This is a genomic window from Methylobacterium sp. AC832, from assembly GCF_979256025.1.
In genome coordinates this window covers 614,139-630,275 of sequence record NZ_CEEDMV010000001.1, presented here as the reverse complement: position 1 = coordinate 630,275, position 16,137 = coordinate 614,139, and the positions used below count along the sequence as shown (strand labels likewise).

Here is a 16,137-nt window from a genome sequence, read left to right as displayed (position 1 = left end):
CCGCGTCAGGCGGCCCTCTCGGCACAGGACAGCCTCGCGATGACGCCCGGCAGGTCCCGCGCCGGAACAGGCTTGCTGAAGAAGTAGCCCTGGACCTCGCCGCATCCCTCCGCTCGCACCAGATCGAGCTGGGCACGGGTCTCCACGCCTTCCGCCGTGATCGTGGTCCCCCGACGCTCGCCGAGCCCGACGATGGCGCGAACGATGGCGGCCGTGTCCGCATCGGCGATCTCGCGGATGAAGGAACGGTCGATCTTGATCTTGTCGAAGGGGAATTGCCGCAGATAGCTGAGGGACGAATAGCCCGTCCCGAAATCATCGAGAGCGATCCGGACGCCGAGGTAGCGCAGGCGGTGCAGGCAGCCGATCACCGCCTCGGTATCCTGGATCAGGACGCTTTCGGTGATTTCCAGTTCCAGCCTGTCCGCCGCGAGGCCCGAGGCCGAGAGGGCCATGATCACGCATTGTTCGAGGCCCGGCTCGCGAAACTGCATCGCCGAGACGTTGACCGCGATCCGGGCGGAATGGGTCCATGAGGCGGCTTCCCGGCAGGCCTCGCGCAGGGCCCAGTTGCCCAGATCGATGATCAGACCCGTCTCCTCGGCGATCTCGATGAAGGTGGCGGGCGGGATCATCCCACGGGTGGGATGCGGCCAGCGCATCAGCGCTTCGACGCCACTCACCGTGTCCGTCTCGAGATCGACCACGGGCTGGTAATGCAAAATGAGGTCGCCGCGCAGCACGGCCTGGCGAAGATCGACCTCGAGCTGAAGCCGCTCCTCGATCGCCGCGTCCATGCCGGCTTCATAGACGCGGAACGTGTTCCGACCGCCGGCCTTGGCGCGATAGAGCGCGAGATCGGCATGCCGCAGGAGAGGGTCGGCCTCGAGCCCGTCGGCCGGCGCGTGGGCGATGCCGATGCTGATCCCGATATTGGCGAGTTGACCGTCCAGCTTGATCGGCTGGGCAATGGAATCGATCACCCTGCGGGCGATCTCGGCGGCTTGGTCACTCCGGTCCAGATCGACCAGGACGATGCCGAATTCGTCGCCTCCGAGGCGGGAGACCAAGTCGCCGGGCTTCACCACGTCGGTCAGGCGCTCGGCGACGACCTTCAGAAGGGTATCGCCCGCCAGATGCCCGAGCGTGTCGTTGATGGCCTTGAACCGGTCGAGGTCGAGACAGAGCACCGCCGTCGCGCAGCCGCCGTTCCGAACCGTCGCGAGTACTTGCTTCAGACGATCGTGGAACACCGATCTGTTGGGCAGGCCCGTCAGGGCGTCGTGGCGGGCGAGATGGGCGATCCGCTGGTCGGCCTCCTTGCGCGCCGTGATATCGATATAGGTCCCCACGAAACGGATCGGGGCACCGTCGGCGGCGCGGGTGACGACCTTGCCGCGGGCGAGGAGCCAGCTATGGCCGCCGACCTTGTTGCGAACCCGGACCTCGATTTCGAAAGCCGGTAGGCGGCCTTCGAAATGAGCGGTCGCGGCGACGTGGCAAGCCGCCATGTCGTCCGGGTGGATCAGGGACTGGACGTAGCTGAAAGACTTGCCAAATTCACCGGGCTCGTAGCCGAGCATGCTCTGGGAGCGGTCGGAGAACCAGACCGCGCCGGTCTGGAGATCGGCGTCCCACAACCCGTCCCTGCCGCTGTCGAGGGCGAGAGCGAGCCGTTCCTCGCTCACGCGCAGGCGGGCATCGCTGGCCCGGAACGCTTCCTCGGTCTCCTTGCGGGCGGTAATGTCGAGATTCATGCCGACGAAGCGGCAGACCTCGCCCGTCCGCGGATCGAGGACGGCGCGGCCGAACCCCTGGAACCAGCGGCATTCACCGGTCGACGGGTGGAGGGCGCGGAACTCCACCCTGTGATTTGTGCGCGTGGCGATGGCCCGGCGGGCCTCGTTCCGAACCCGGATCACGTCCTCGTCCGGTACGTTCCGCTCCCACTCCTCCATGGTCATCGAAAGGCCGGCGGCCGGATCGGCCTCGTCGAGCGGCAATCCCTGCATCCGCGCGCTTTCCTGGGATTGCCAGACCCGGCCCGTGACCAGGTCCCACTCCCAGACCCCTGCCTCCGCCGCGTCCTGCGCCAGACGCAACAGGTCGCCCGTCCGCTCCAGCGCGATCCTGGCGGTGATGATGTCGTCGATATCGAGAGCCGTGGCGAGCCACCCGGGCGCGCCGTCGAGGAGGCGGATCGGACGCTTGCTGACCTTGTGCCAGCGATAGACGCCGTCGGCGCGGCGGATGCGGATCTCGAAATCGTAGTCCTGCCACGCTTTGTGACGGTCGCACACATCGCCATAGACGCGATCGCGATCGTCCGGGTGGTAGGATTCCACCCGCTCCAGCAGGGAAACGAGGGGCCGTCCGTAATAACGGTCGCAATGGCGGTTGCAGTAGGTGGTGTCGTCCCGATCGTTCGTGATCCAGACCATCTGAGGCAGGAAATCGGCGAGCAGGCGGTAGGACGCCTCGCTCTCGCGCAATGAGCGTTCGGCCATCTGGCGGGCGGTGACGTCGGCGAAGGTGTAGACGGTGCTGCCGTCGGCCAGCGGCACACCGCAGAGTTCGAGGAGGGTCTCGTCCCGCTGCTGGTGCTCGCCGGTGGCGCCCGCTTCGCCGCGTTCGCGTCTCGCCTCGCGGACGCCCCTGTCCAGAACTGCGGGAAGCGTCCCGTCCCGCTCGGCGATGAAGCGGCGGACATCGTCGAACGGCGCGCCGTCGTGCAGCATTCCCGGCGGCAGGTCGAGCAGCAGGTTCAGCCGCTCGTTATGAACCCGGACCCGGTCATCCATGTCGATCATGACGAGGCCCTCGTCGATGCTTTCCAGGGTGATGCGCAGAAGGTTCGTCGTTTCGCGCAAATGCTGGTCGGAACGGGCCAGTTCGGTGACGTCGAGGCAGATTCCGGAAATGGCGCGGATGGCTCCGGTCGGGTCGCGCTCGACGATTCCCCGTTCGGTGACGACCCTGCATTCCCCGCCCGGGCGGATGATGCGCGACCGGTGCTCGTAATCGTCGCGGGCGAAGGCGCCCACCCCCGCCACGGCTTCGTCGAGATGCCAGCGCACACGCTCCCTGTCCTCCGGATGGTAGAAGGCCAGATGCTCGTCGAGGGGAATCCAGGCAGGGTCGACGGGCTCGCGACCGTGGATCCGCGCCATTCCCTCGGACCATTCGACCCGCCCTTCGGGGATGTGGATACGCCAATGTCCGAACCCTGCGATCTCCTCGGCCAAGCGCTGGGAGTCCAAGGCGGCCCGGAGAAGCGCTTCACGGCGCGTGAGGATGGATGTCACGCGCTGGCGCTCGCACAGCTCGGCCTCGCGCTCCACATTGGCATCATGGAGACGCAGATGCCCGGTGACGATGAGGGCGAGGTCCCGCAACTGGAGCAGTTGCTCCTCGGTGAAATCCGGACGCGGCACGGTATCGATCAGGCAGAGCGTACCGGCCCGGTGACCGGGACGATGCGCCAGAGGCATGCCGGCATAGAATCGGGCCTGGAACTCCCCCTTCGCCAGGGGATGATCGGCAAAACGAGGATCGGCGAGGAGATCGCGGATCACGACCGGTCTGTCGGTCTCGCCGGCGATGTGGTGTGAAGACACCGCATCGTCTCGATCCTGCTCGGCCTCCCCGGTCCCCGGTCCGGCCTTCAGGGGGAGAAAGTCGGTATCGGCGAGGGGAACGAGGACGATCGGAACACGAAATAGAGCGGCCGCAATACGGCACACGGCGTCGAGATGAAACTCGGGGTCACGGTCGATCCATGATGTGGAATCCGGTCCGACAGCGTCCACGCCTTCTTCATCGCCTCGGTCTTGTGCCTGATCTTGCACGTCGCGCCATCCTGGGAAGCAATCCGAAGCTACCCATCCTGCCCGTGACCGTGATCGACCATGCATGACGGAGGCTTTCAGAGGCATGTTACGCAAATCAACGTTGCAACATTCCTACCGTTTCCTTCGCTCCGCATTCGTTATTCAGCCAGTTCAGGCGTGACATGCAACTCGGCCATCCCGCTGCCGCACGTGGCCGAATGGCAGCGCTTCCTTTCGCAAGGCACAATTTCATCGTAACCAGGGACGATCGTCGTCGGTCACCACCGTCCCCCGTCTCGAACCCCGTTCAGCCCCCTTGTTCCTTCCCGGTGAAAGCCATCTCTCCAGCGCGGGCTCCCGCGGCTTCTCGACCATCGACACCTGGGTGTTCGATCTCGACAACACGCTCTATCCGAGCGACGCGCGGGTCTGGCCGCAGGTCGACGAGCGGATCACGCTCTACGTCATGCAGCTCTACGGCCTCGACGGGATCTCGGCGCGGGCGCTGCAGAAGCATTTCTACCATCGCTACGGCACCACGCTGAAAGCCCTGATGGTGGAGGAGAAGGTCGACCCCTACCATTTCCTCGATTTCGCCCACGACATCGACCATTCGACGATCCGCCTCGACGCGGCCTTGGGCGACGCCATCGAGCAATTGCCGGGTCGCAAGCTGATCCTCACCAACGGCTCCCGGCGCCATGCCGAGAACGTGGCGGCGAAGCTCGGCATCCTCGACCATTTCGAGGACGTGTTCGACATCGCCGCAGCCGATTTCATCCCGAAGCCCGAGCGCTCCACCTATGAGCGGTTCCTCGACCGACACGGGGTCGATCCGCATCGGTCGGCTTTGTTCGAGGACATCGCCCGCAACCTCGTCGTGCCGCACGATCTCGGGATGGCGACGGTCCTCGTCGTTCCCCGCACCATCGATCCGTTCCGCGAGGCGTTCGAGCAGGAGGCGGTGAAGGAGCCGCATATCGACCACATCACCAACGATCTCGCCGCCTTCCTGAACGAGCGGGTCCTCCCGGCGATCCGATGAGCGAAGCCGGTCAGGACTGGTCAGAGGTCAGATCGCCCTCCCTCGACGATGTGGAGATCCTGGCGCGGGACGCCCTCGCCCGCCTGCCCGCGACGTTCCTCGCCCTTTGCGAGGGCGTGACGGTCCATGTCGAGGATTTCCCCGACGACGAGACCCTGAGCGAGATGCAGTGCGAGAGCGAATTCGACCTGCTCGGCCTGTTCCGGGGAAGCGGCCTCGCCCAGAGCGGCGAGACGGTGACCGGGCAGATGCACAACCGGGTCTGGCTCTACCGCAGGCCGCTGCTCGATTACTGGGCCGAGCACGAGGAGACCCTCGGTCACCTCGTCACCCATGTCCTCGTCCACGAGATCGGGCACCATATGGGCCTGTCCGACGACGACATGGCCGCCATCGAGGCGGCGGCGGAAGGCTGAGGCCCGGATGCTGCGACCGCCCGCTCCGATCAATCGTCGTTGGCGGGGCGCGGGCTCGCGGCGCGCGGCCTGAGCAGGCTGGCCTTGGGACGACGCGTGCGGAACTGCCCGCGCTCCACGGCGATGAAGACCAGCACCGTGATCGTCAGCGTCGTGATCCACCAGATCGCCGTCAGGCCGACGCCGATACAGGCGATGGTGAAGGCGCTGGCGAAGATGGCCATCGCACCCGGTGCGATGGCGCCGGGCGTGGTGGCGGTGGCCGAGCGCCCGCTATGCCGGATCGCCGCGTGGAGGGCGAAGGCGGCGGCGAAGGCGCCCACGATCCCGAGTTCGTACCACAACTCGAACAGCATCGTCGTCGGGGCATTGCTCGGAAGCAGGTTCACGAACCGGCCGCGCGAGGCGGTCTCGAACCCGTGCCCGGTCACGAGGCGGACCGGCTCGGTGGTCACGACCTTCTGCCACGCCTTAATGGTCAGAACGCCGGGGGCCGTCGGACCGAAGGCAACGATCCCGATGGGCCGGGCGATGAACGGCAGGAAAGGCGCGCTCACCAGCAGGCCACCGCAGATCAGGGCCACGGCCCGCACGCCGACGAGCGGACGGTAGGTGGTGAGCAGAAACGCCACCGCGCCGACGGCGAGGGCCAGGATCTGCGTGACGTTGGAGGAGAACGAGAGGGCGACCGCCACGAGGATGGCCGTGCCGAGGGCTTCGAGGTCACGCCCACGCGAGCGCAGCCATGCCACGGAGGGCCAGACCAGCAGAGCGAGGAGCGTGAGGCCGCGATCCACCGAGCTCTGATCTTCGGGCATGTTGCGCAGGAGCGTATCCCCGAACAGGCCGAACAGGATGGAGACGATGGATGCGGCGATGACGCCCAGGGGCAGCAGATAGAGGTTGGCCGAGCGCATCCGGTCCGGCAGCGCGAGATAGGCGGCCAGGGTCATCAGGATGGTGGCGATGACATTGAGCAGGCGCTCCGTCGCCGGTCCGAGGAACGGCGTCCAGACGAGGGACAGGGCCGACCACAGGATGACCAGCCCACCGGCGAGGAACGTCGGGGATGTCAGCATCCGCGTCGCCGTCAGCCGCAGCGGCCGCTGTTTCCCGTCGATGGCGCTGGCGATGACGATGAGTGCGATGGCGATGGGTGCCAGGATCACGGTGGCGCGGCGGGCCACCTGCGCGGCCACCGGAAGCAGCACGAACAGGCCGAAGAAGCCCACCCGCCGCAGCAGGGCCGCGGCGTCGAGGGCCGGGTCGATCGGGGGTCGTGACGTGGTCGCGCGGGGAGGCATGGTGCGATTGCAGCCGTTCAACGGCGCCACGAGTCCATCCGTGCGCTACCGGTCGAGTCGTAGTCCACGGCGCGGACATTCGCTGTAGATGCCATGCAACACACGCGCTTCCTCCGCCGCGTGTATTTAGGCGGTCCTGGGTTGTCGCCGCGCCGGACTGAGCCGCCGTCCGACATCAGTGAGCACGCGCCAGCCCGCCCAGGTCGCCAGAAATCCGAGGAGGCCGGCGATGATCCCGTCGGCGCTCGCCGGAACGGCGGGCACGTAATCCTGGTAGGTGGCGCGGGCCAGGGACATGTCCGGGTCGCGCAGCAGCGCCGCGAAGCGTCCCAGGGGCCCGCTTGCCTCCGTCAGGGCCCGCTTCTGCGCATCGAGATGCGCGAGGCGCTCGATATCCGCGCGGGCGGCTTCGCCGCGGCGGGCCACCAGGGTGTCGCCGTTGCCGCGCAGGCGGTCGACGGCGCCCTGCCGGTCGGTCCCACTCGCCGCCGCGTCGGCGTCGAGCGCGGCGAGGGAACGCCGCAACTCATCGAGGGTGCCCCCGAGCCGCTGCGCGTATTGCTGGGCGAATTCCGGCCCCTGCGCGGCGACGATGCCGCCGAGGAGGCCGAGGGCGAGGCCGAGGGTCCGGATCACACGAAGCACGATTCATCCCTCATGACGTCGTTCAGACAAAAGGCCGAGCCGCGCGGCGGTTCCCGGACGATCAGAGCACACCCGCCAGGGCGGTCTCGACCTCGGCGCGCGTCACCTCGGCCAGGGGCTTCTCCACCTTCGCGGCCTGGGTCTTCCGCCCCGGCAGCATGACGAGGATAATGGTCTCCAGGCCGGGACAGGAGGGGTCCGGGCAGAGGATCTCGTTCACCTTCACCACGCTCTCCGGCTCGACGAGAGCGCGGACCCACGATTCGACGTTGCGCCGGGCGGTATCGTCGGGCGGGTCACGCCGACGGCCGAAGCCGAGAAGTGCCATCGCCTCAACCCGGCAGCGTCAGGATGCCGGCCATGCCGTCCGCGCAGCCGAAAGCGAGCCGGCCGCCGCGCCCGTCCCAGACCAAAGCCGAGATCGCCCCGCCCTTGGTGGCGGGCCGGACCAAGAGTTCGGAGGCATCGGCGAAGCGCACGAGCATGACGCAGCCATCCTCGTAGCCGATGGCGAGGACGAGGGCCTTGGGGTGGAACGCGACCCGCGTCACCCGGGCCGGGCGGATCCCGCATTCGCGCGGCGCCTTGCCGGTGGGGCCCTCCTTCGAGTCGAACGGCCAGATGATGGCCGCCTCCGCTCCGCTGGTGGCGAGCCAGTTGCCGTCCCCGGACCAGCTCACCGAGCGGACCTTGCCGGGATAGCCCGACATCCGCATGTGGCCGCGATCGGGCTGGAGACGCCAGCCGTGGAGCGAATTCTCCTGCATCGTGGTCACGACGAAGCGGCCGTCGGGCGACCAGGTGACGTCGATATGGGAACCCTTCCATTCCACGAAATCGGGCGTGGTTTCGAGATTCGGGTACCAGAGCGTCGCGCCGTTGTAATGCGCCACGGCGAGGCGGTAGCCCTTGGGTGCGAAGGCGAGGCCGCGTGCGGTGGACGGCGCCGCGAATATCTTCTCGCGGCCCTTGGCATCGCGGGCGACGACGTTGCGACCGGCCGCGTAGGCGATCGCCCCGTCGGGATGAAGCGCCAGGGCGTCGATCCAGGCGCCGCCCTTGGCGACGGCGACTTGCGTCATGTCACCGTCCGCCGCCGTGGCCACGATGCGGCCATCGTCGCCGCCCGTCACGATCCGGCGGCCATCGCCGGACGCCACGAGGATGCCGGCCTCGGGATGGGCCTCGACGCGCCGGGTCGTCTCGGGGCCGACCAACAGCACGGCCCCGTCACCCAGCGCCAGCGCCAGCACATCCTTCAGCCAGACCGCTCCCGTGACATGGGCGCCGGCCTCCAGCGGGACGACATGATCGAAGAGTGTCGGAGCGCTCACGCTCATCGGTGAAAACCTCTCAGGTCGCGGATGCGGCGTCCGGCGCCGATCTCACGACGGTCATGACCGTCGCGACCAGGGCGAGACAACCGGCGATACCGGCGGGAATGGCGAGGGCATACAACGCGAAGCGGCCATAGGCGACCGTTCCGGCCAGCGAACCGCAGAGCAGCGAGAGCCAGACGAGCCCGTCACCGACCCAGCCGAAGCGAGGGCCGCGCCCCGCCCAGGGCGGTGGCGAGTTTCTGCCCGGTGCTGAACAGCGCCCCGGTGACGAAGGTGGTGCCGGCCCGGAACCCCTGGACATGGGCGAGCACCGCATTCTGCGCGCCCATGGCGAGGGCGAGAAGCAGCGAGGCGTGGCCGGGACCGGGATCCTCCACCGCCGTCAGATAGGCGCCGGACACGAGGACGGTCTCGAAGCCGAGGAGGACCGGCGTGCTCCACCGCGCCGGGGTCAACGCCGAGAGACCGCCGCCGCACAGGGCGCCGAGGACGAAGGCGGCGATCAGGAGACCCGGCAGGATCGCCAGAAACGGCGTGTCGCGCCCCAGCGCCACGGCGAACTGGGTCGTGTTGCCGCTCATGAACGACGTGTAGAAGCCGCCGAGCCGGATGAACCCGAGCGCGTCCACGTAGCCGGCCAGGGCCGTGAGGATGAGGCCGAAGCCCAGATGCCAGGAACGGCTCATGACAGGGACCGGCTCATTTCCGAGACCGGCTCATGGCAGCGCGCGCCTGCCCGGTGCCCCGTTCCGTCCCGGGACGACCGGTACCGGTCCGGTAGGGTTAAGGCATTGCTTACCAAGTCCGCGCAATTCGAATGAACGGGATCGAACATCGAAGCCGTGAGCCCCGTTGGTGTGACGATCCGGCGTCGGAATGGTCATTCTAAGCCGGGTGAGTTGGAGTTGCGTCATGATCCCTGTCGCTTACGCTGCCTTTGCGGTGCCGAACTTCGCCTCCGTGCGCGGAGCCGAAACCGTCCTCGTGGTGGAGGATGAAGCCATGGTGTGCGAGCTGGCCGTCGAGGCCCTTATCGACGAAGGCTATCGCGTTCTGAGTGCCGCCGATGCCGAAGAGGCCGAGGACATCCTGGCGCGTGAACGCATCGACCTGCTCTTCACCGATATCGATTTGGCCCGCAACACCAACGGCCTCACCCTGGCCCGTCATGCGCGGCGCCTGCGCCCGAACCTTCCGGTCATCTACACCTCGGGTGGTCGCGGAAGCCTGTCGCAGGCGGATGCGGTAGCGGAATCAATCTTCGTGCCGAAGCCCTATCGGCCGAGCCAACTCATTGCCCTCGCCAACGGCCTCCTGCGCCGTTTCCCCCACTACGCCTGAGCGCCCCCGCGCCCGACCATCCGGAGCCCCATTCCCCATGCGCACCCTTCTCGCCACCGCCCTCGTCCTCTTCGGCACGACGCTCAGCGCCTACACGACGGGGAACGCGAAGGCCGCGTGCGACGTGAAGGGAGCGAAGCTGGAAGAGGCCATCGCGGGCAAGACCGAGCTCCGCGAGACGGCCAACAAACAGGCCGTGCGCGACCTGCGCACCCTGCGCGACGCCGCGATCATCCTGGAAACGTACAAGTACGAGAGCGAATGCGATCGTCTCGTCACGATCATCAAGGCGCTGGCCGCCAATCCCGAGAAGGCGATCGAGCAGAGCGGCGATACGGACGAGGAGAAGGCGGAGGACCTGATGGAGGCCCGCCAGCCGAAGGCGCCGGCCGGTGAGGCCGCGCCCACCAAGCCCAAATGACCGCCTTCCCTCGTAAGGGCCGTTCCCGCAGGTAGAACCTCTGTGCCAGGGCCCCCGAGGGAACGGACCTGCGACAAGAATGCTTGCATCGCTGGTCATTCCGCTTCGATGCGGCGGACCAGCGGTGGCCGGGTCTCCACGAGGGCGATCTCGAGCCCCCGCACGTTTCCTTCGTCTTTGGTGAAAAGGATAGATCGAGCATGGGCACCGATACGGCAACGCGCGGATCGAGCATCTCTCACGCGTCGAACGATCTGCCCTCGGTCGTCCTCGACGATTACAATATCGAACTGAAGAACGGAGAGGGTTTCGTCGGCGATCGCGTGTCGAAGGCGGCGTTCCGGGATCTCATCGAAGATTGGCGGGAAAAGCTCCGCAAGCTCGGCCCCGATCCGCTGGGGGCGAAAGCGAGCCGCGATTTCAGCAAGCGGCGTCTCGACGATCTGCTGATCGACGGCCCTCCGCTCGCCGCCGGAGTGGTCTTCGGCGCGGTCGAGGAATTCGCGCAGGAGCTCGCCACCGTGGTGCGGCGCTTCCTCCGCCAGAAAGGTTGGCGCGATACGCAGAGCATCGTCGTGGGCGGAGGTTTCAGCGACAGTCTCGCGGGACGTCTGGCCATCGACCGGGCGAGCGTGATCCTCCGGGCCGGCGGCCTCAACCTGAAGCTCGAACCGATCCGCCATCATCCCGACGAGGCGGGGCTGATCGGAGCCGTGCACCTCGCGCCATCCTGGATCTTCTCGGGTTACGACAGCCTCCTGGCCGTCGATATCGGCGGAAGCAACATCAGGGCCGGAGTCGTCTCCACGAACCTGAAGAAGGCCTCCGACCTGTCACGCGCCGAAATCTGGCGCTCGGAGCTCTGGCGTCACCGCGACGAGGATCCGGCTCCCAGCCGTGACGAGGCGGTGGACCGGCTGATCGCAATGCTGAACGACCTGATCTCACGGGCGGAGCGGTCGCGCCTGAAGCTCGCGCCGTTCATCGGCGTAGGGTGCCCCGGCGTCATCGCCGCCGACGGGACCATCGAACGCGGCGGCCAGAACCTTCCCGGCAATTGGGAGAGCAGCCGCTTCAACCTTACCGAGCGGCTCGTCGAGGCGATCCCCACCATCGGCGATCATGACACCATGGTGCTCATGCACAACGACGCCGTGGTGCAGGGCCTGTCGGCCATGTCGGACATGACCGACGTCGCGCGGTGGGGCGTCCTCACCATCGGTACCGGCCTCGGCAATGCCCGCTTCACCAACCGCCGGCTTCCCGACACGGTGCATTGAGAAGAGACGGACCGTCCGGCCCCGATCAAAGATCGAAGGATGCCCCAGGGAGAAAGCGATGCCCTAGGGAGAAGAAGCTGGCGCGGCATCCTGGTCGGGCCGGTTCCGGGCACGGGCGACCTTGCTGGCGATGCGGTTCCGCAGCTCGCTCGGTAGTTCGATCTCGACCAGCCGCCACGACCATCCACGCAGGCGAAGGCGCAGGCGGAACCGCTGCGCCCGTGGCGCTTCGGGGGGTACGGCGATGACCAGGGCACGAAACCCCCGCATGTCGGAGGCGAAGTAGTACGGGACCAGCCGGAAGATCGTCTCGATCTTCAACCCGGCGGCGCTGCTTGCGTGCTCGGCCTTCGACCACGCCCCATCCCCACCGAGGGGGCCGAGATCGAGGGATTGAGGAATGCCGTCATCGAGAAGGTCGATGACCGACTGTGCCGTGACCAGGGATTCGGTCAAGGGTTCGGCAAGGGCCGCAGCGGCCTCGATCAGTCTCTGCTTGTCCGGGGAGAGTGCGACCTCGGCACCGGCCTCGCCGCGCGGCTGAGCGGCCGCTGCGGAGACCTGCCGGATCATGGATTGGCGCAGGGTGCGGAAATTGACGTGCCGCTCGACATAGCCGACGTCCCGCGCCTGCACGGCCCGGGCGAGGTCATAGAGCATCCAGAACGGCGTCAGCGTATAGACGAACCACGCCAGAACCAGGGAAACCGGGATCCACCACAATCGCGTCATTGCGACGGAGCGGCCCTCTGTGCCTGTTCGCTCCAACCGGCGTGGCCCGCGAATTCCGCGATCACGGCCTCGTAGACCGGGCGTTTGAACGGCACGATGAGATCCGGCAGTCCGGCCATGGGCTCCCAGCGCCAGGCATCGAATTCCGATTTGTGGAGACCGCCGCCAGGTGAAATCACGTCGATCTCGGTCTCCGGCCCGACGAGACCGAAGGCGAACCACTTCTGCGTCTGTCCGCGATAACGGCCCTTCCAGGCCTGTTTCAGCACGGCCGGCGGCAGGTCGTAGGCGAGCCAGCCCGACGATTCCCCGAGAAGCGTGACGGAACCGGGCGAGACGTTGGTCTCCTCGTGAAGCTCACGCAGGGCAGCCGCCAGTGGGGCCTCGCCCTCGTCGATCCCTCCCTGCGGCATCTGCCAGGCGAGGTCGCCGTCGACATGTTCCGGCCCCGCCTCCTTGCGACGACGGCCGACGAAGACGCCGCCTTTCGGGGCGATCAGCATGATCCCGACGCAGGGCCGGTACGGCAGGTCGAGTGCGAGGTCGGGGGTGGGGAGGTTCATGCGCGGGACCATAGGTCAGGGGATCGATGGGCCGCAATGCGCCATGCCGTCGTTCGACGCGTCAAAGCGCGGAATGCTGTCATCCCGGAGGCGGATCGGGGGCCTCGACCTCTCCCTTGCGCTGGAGAATGAGCGCGACGAACCAGCAGAGCGAGGCCCATGCCGCGCCGATGCACCAGCCGGCGAGCACATCGCTCGGCCAGTGAACGCCGAGATAGATCCGGCTGGCGCCGACCAGGAGCGTCATCCCGACGCCGACGATGAGGACCAGCACCTTCACGGACCGGTTCGGATCGACGCGGGCGAGAAGCGACGCCAGGGTGAGGTAGGCGATCGCCGACATCATCGCGTGGCCGCTGGGGAAGCTCGCGGTGAACACGTCCATGCCGTGGGGGACGAGATCCGGCCGAGGCCGGTGATAGAACATCTTGAGCACGGTGGAGACGAGGAGCCCCCCGCCGATGGCGCCCAGAACGAAGACGGCGATGCGGTGCCGGCGGGTGGTGGCGAGATAGGCCACCGCGCTCAGCGTGACGAAGGTGATGGTGAAGACGCTTCCCAGGCCCGTGATGTCGCGCATGGTCTCCTCCAGCCATCGCGGTCCGATCGGGTCGGACAGGTCGGCCGGGTTGCGCAGGGCCAGGAGGATCTTGCGGTCGAGGGCGGCCGTGGATCCCTCCCCCACCTCGTCGGCGAGATAGAAGAAGCCGTAGCCGAGACAACTCACGCCGAGCAGGGCCACCAGGGGACCCACCTCGTTGAGGCGAAGACGCAGCCACAGGGCGGTAGCCCGGTCGAAGAGCGGATGGTTGAGATAGGTCGGAAGCGGAGCCTTCATGGTGCGGTCTTCATCATCCGTTCGTCCTTCGATCGACTTCCACGCCCGAAGGCGAACTTGCCCGCCCGAAGGCGAAGCGTCCCTGCTGTTGCCATGGTCCGCCAAGGTAACGCCAGAGCAGAAGCCCCGTCGCGGTGAAACGGAACGGCTCGAAATCCCGTTCCAGCGCCCGATGCAGCGCGCGCGCGGCCTCCGGCGAGACCTTGTTCTGGATGGTGACGTGGGGCCTCCAGCCCTGTCGATCCTGCGCGGTCAATGCATCGCCGTAGCGCCGGGCGATGCCGTCCCTGACCGAGGCGAGGACGTCGGAGGCAAGCGTGAAGGCGACGCCGCGCCCGAGGAAGCGCAGACCGGTCACCTCGACGACGACCGGCGGCGCGGCGGCCGTCAGTTCGGCGAGCGTCCTCGAAATGCTCTCCTCCTCGGGTCCCGGCAGATGATGGAACAGGGTGGCATGGGCCGGGATATGGTTGAGCTTTTCCGGGAAATGCCGCCGCCTCAACCCGTCGAAATGCGCGAAGGCCGCCTTGTCCATCTCCAGCGTGAGGATAAGGGGATCGGATGTAGGGCCGCTGGGGGATTCGCTCATTCCCGCCAGATGGAGCGGGACGACGCGCAATCCAGTCGTCCGGCCCTACTCGGCGAAGATGCGTGGCCCATCTGAATCGAGCCAAGCACGGGAGAGGGATCGGGCATGGGACTTCTGGTCGACGGCGTCTGGCAGGACAAATGGTACGACACCAAGGAGACCGGAGGCCGCTTCAAGCGAACCGACGCGAAGTTCCGCAACTGGGTCACAACCGACGGCAAGCCGGGCCCGTCCGGCGAAGGCGGCTTTCCGGGCGAGGCCGGGCGCTATCACCTCTACGTCTCGCTCGCCTGCCCTTGGGCCCATCGCACGCTGATCGTCCGCGCACTGAAAGGTCTCGAGGACGCGATCTCCGTTTCGGTGGTCGATCCGCTGATGGGGCCGGACGGCTGGGTCTTCGGAGACACGCCGGGGGCGACGCCCGATACGGTGAACGGCGCGAGCCGCCTCTACGAGGTCTACCTCGCGGCTGTGCCCGACTTCACCGGTCGGGTCACGGTGCCGATCCTATGGGACAAGCAGCGCCGCACCATCGTGTCCAACGAATCCTCCGAAATCATCCGGATGCTGAACGACGCCTTCGGCGGGACTGGACCCGATCTCTATCCAGAGGCGCTGCGCGGCGAGATCGATGCAATCAACGCACGGTTCTACGACGCTGTGAATAACGGCGTGTACAAGGCCGGCTTCGCGACGAAGCAGGAGGCCTACGAGGAAGCCTTCGACGCCCTGTTCGCGGAACTCGATTCCCTCGACGAGCGCCTGGGCCGGGCGCGCTACCTCTGTGGCTCGGCGCTCACCGAGGCCGATATCCGCCTGTTCACGACCCTGGTGCGGTTCGACCCGGTCTATGTCGGCCACTTCAAGTGCAACCTGCGCCGGATCGCCGACTACCCGAACCTGTCGCACTACCTGCGCGACCTCTACGCCCTGCCGGGCGTCGCCGGGACCGTCGATCTCGTCCACATCAAGCGCCACTATTACGAGAGCCATCCGACCATCAACCCGACCGGCATCGTGCCGAAAGGCCCCGAACTCGATCTCGACGCGCCCAATGATCGCGCCTCGCGCTTCGGAGCCTGAGATGACGCGGTTCGACGCGATCGGCCCTCGACAGATCGAATGGGGGACATACATCTGCGTGATGACGACACGATCCTCCTTTCTTCGGCCCGCGACCCGCTCGAGCCTGCCCGGTCTCTGTCTGGCGCTTGCGATGGCGGCTCCTGCATCGGCCCAGACGGCGATCAAGCTCGAAGGCTCTTGCGAAAAGCTGATCATCGCCGGGTTGGACATCACCCAGAACTGCAAGGACACGATGATGAACACCGTGTCCCGCAATCGGGCGAGCTTCGATTTCTCGGCATGGGATGGGCGCGGCCTGAGCTTCAGCGGCAGCGGCGCCCAACAGGAGCGCACCGAGGAGACCGACGCGCTTCAGCCGATCAACCTCGTCGTGCCGAGCGAGACGACCAGCGAAGGGGTGGTCCGTGGGCCGCTCGTCGCCGTCGGCTCCTGCAGCTTCAGCACGCCATCCGAGGGAAAGACCGCGATCACCTGCGAGGCGAATGCCGCCAAGGGTCGGTACGAGGCGCGGTTCGTCACCGATGCGAAGGCCCCGCCGACCGCACCCAAGCCCTGAGGCGGACGAGCCGTCCGGGTCTTGCATGGAGAAGCGGGATAGACGCGACGGCGCTCTGGTCTCGCTGCGACATCGCGCCCATCTAGGGCTCGGTGATATGTGATCGGCGAGACCGGCCTCGTGCCGACGATCAGGCCGCTAGAGTTGAGGA

16 protein-coding genes and 1 pseudogene are annotated in these 16,137 nt (G+C 67.1%); 7 read left to right on the top strand and 10 right to left on the bottom strand.

All coding sequences use genetic code 11. From position 1 onward, the window contains the following. Positions 1-5: 5 nt before the first annotated feature. Positions 6-3,809, bottom strand: coding sequence for an EAL domain-containing protein (locus AC0IXR_RS02970; RefSeq protein ID WP_471759708.1), 3,804 nt, complete (start codon positions 3,807-3,809; stop codon positions 6-8). A 337-nt stretch (positions 3,810-4,146) separates the two neighbouring features. Between AC0IXR_RS02970 and AC0IXR_RS02965 the strand changes: the two genes are divergently transcribed. Together AC0IXR_RS02965 and AC0IXR_RS02960 are read left to right on the top strand one after the other, a co-directional pair. Next, positions 4,147-4,875, top strand: a complete 729-nt coding sequence (locus AC0IXR_RS02965; RefSeq protein WP_207410245.1) for a pyrimidine 5'-nucleotidase — start codon at positions 4,147-4,149, stop codon at positions 4,873-4,875. Further along, the gene (locus tag AC0IXR_RS02960; protein ID WP_471759707.1) at positions 4,872-5,291 is read left to right on the top strand and encodes a metallopeptidase family protein; all 420 of its coding nucleotides are present in this window, start codon (positions 4,872-4,874) and stop codon (positions 5,289-5,291) included. The genes AC0IXR_RS02965 and AC0IXR_RS02960 overlap by 4 nt, the downstream gene beginning before the upstream one ends. A gap of 29 nt (positions 5,292-5,320) precedes the next feature. Here AC0IXR_RS02960 and AC0IXR_RS02955 read toward each other — a convergent pair whose 3' ends face one another. The 5 genes and pseudogenes from AC0IXR_RS02955 to AC0IXR_RS02935 all read right to left on the bottom strand — a co-directional run bounded on the left by AC0IXR_RS02955 (position 5,321) and on the right by AC0IXR_RS02935 (position 9,266). Continuing rightward, positions 5,321-6,595, bottom strand: coding sequence for a peptide ABC transporter permease (locus AC0IXR_RS02955; protein WP_207410423.1), 1,275 nt, complete (start codon positions 6,593-6,595; stop codon positions 5,321-5,323). A gap of 126 nt (positions 6,596-6,721) precedes the next feature. Beyond that, positions 6,722-7,240: a DUF2937 family protein gene (locus AC0IXR_RS02950; protein ID WP_056432025.1), complete on the bottom strand. Its 519-nt coding sequence runs from the start codon at positions 7,238-7,240 to the stop codon at positions 6,722-6,724. A gap of 61 nt (positions 7,241-7,301) precedes the next feature. Beyond that, on the bottom strand, positions 7,302-7,568 hold the full coding sequence (locus AC0IXR_RS02945; protein ID WP_311274193.1) for a hypothetical protein: 267 nt from the start codon (positions 7,566-7,568) through the stop codon (positions 7,302-7,304). A gap of 4 nt (positions 7,569-7,572) precedes the next feature. After that, on the bottom strand, positions 7,573-8,580 hold the full coding sequence (locus AC0IXR_RS02940) for a WD40 repeat domain-containing protein (RefSeq protein WP_311274194.1): 1,008 nt from the start codon (positions 8,578-8,580) through the stop codon (positions 7,573-7,575). 13 nt (positions 8,581-8,593) lie between these two features. Beyond that, positions 8,594-9,266 (bottom strand): annotated as a pseudogene (locus AC0IXR_RS02935) (YoaK family protein). Between the two features lie 226 nt (positions 9,267-9,492). Between AC0IXR_RS02935 and AC0IXR_RS02930 the strand changes: the two are divergent. From AC0IXR_RS02930 to AC0IXR_RS02920, 3 genes are all read left to right on the top strand, one after another. After that, complete coding sequence (locus tag AC0IXR_RS02930) at positions 9,493-9,921, top strand: response regulator (protein ID WP_056432015.1); 429 nt, start codon at positions 9,493-9,495, stop codon at positions 9,919-9,921. A 37-nt stretch (positions 9,922-9,958) separates the two neighbouring features. Continuing rightward, positions 9,959-10,342, top strand: coding sequence for a photosystem reaction center subunit H (locus AC0IXR_RS02925; protein ID WP_461221011.1), 384 nt, complete (start codon positions 9,959-9,961; stop codon positions 10,340-10,342). A gap of 200 nt (positions 10,343-10,542) precedes the next feature. After that, positions 10,543-11,622 carry an ROK family protein gene (locus AC0IXR_RS02920; RefSeq protein ID WP_056432441.1) on the top strand — a complete coding sequence of 360 codons (1,080 nt, stop codon included), beginning with the start codon at positions 10,543-10,545 and terminating at the stop codon, positions 11,620-11,622. A gap of 63 nt (positions 11,623-11,685) precedes the next feature. On the opposite strand, the gene AC0IXR_RS02915 is transcribed toward AC0IXR_RS02920, so the two are convergent. The 4 genes from AC0IXR_RS02915 to AC0IXR_RS02900 all read right to left on the bottom strand — a co-directional run bounded on the left by AC0IXR_RS02915 (position 11,686) and on the right by AC0IXR_RS02900 (position 14,344). Next, positions 11,686-12,354, bottom strand: coding sequence for a DUF2939 domain-containing protein (locus tag AC0IXR_RS02915; RefSeq protein WP_471759706.1), 669 nt, complete (start codon positions 12,352-12,354; stop codon positions 11,686-11,688). After that, complete coding sequence (locus AC0IXR_RS02910; RefSeq protein ID WP_471759705.1) at positions 12,351-12,929, bottom strand: RNA pyrophosphohydrolase; 579 nt, start codon at positions 12,927-12,929, stop codon at positions 12,351-12,353. The genes AC0IXR_RS02915 and AC0IXR_RS02910 overlap by 4 nt, the downstream gene beginning before the upstream one ends. A gap of 67 nt (positions 12,930-12,996) precedes the next feature. Beyond that, positions 12,997-13,755 (bottom strand): phosphatase PAP2 family protein, encoded by a 759-nt coding sequence (locus AC0IXR_RS02905; RefSeq protein ID WP_056432001.1) that lies wholly within the window; start codon positions 13,753-13,755, stop codon positions 12,997-12,999. 13 nt (positions 13,756-13,768) lie between these two features. Continuing rightward, positions 13,769-14,344 carry a 2'-5' RNA ligase family protein gene (locus AC0IXR_RS02900; protein WP_471760228.1) on the bottom strand — a complete coding sequence of 192 codons (576 nt, stop codon included), beginning with the start codon at positions 14,342-14,344 and terminating at the stop codon, positions 13,769-13,771. Positions 14,345-14,449: 105 nt separating this feature from the next. Here AC0IXR_RS02900 and AC0IXR_RS02895 point away from each other — a divergent pair, with 105 nt between their 5' ends. Further along, a complete protein-coding gene (locus tag AC0IXR_RS02895; protein ID WP_471759704.1) occupies positions 14,450-15,427 on the top strand; it encodes a glutathione S-transferase family protein in 978 nt (325 codons plus the stop codon). A 1-nt stretch (position 15,428) separates the two neighbouring features. After that, the gene (locus AC0IXR_RS02890; protein ID WP_471759703.1) at positions 15,429-15,986 is read left to right on the top strand and encodes a hypothetical protein; all 558 of its coding nucleotides are present in this window, start codon (positions 15,429-15,431) and stop codon (positions 15,984-15,986) included. Positions 15,987-16,137: the final 151 nt, after the last annotated feature.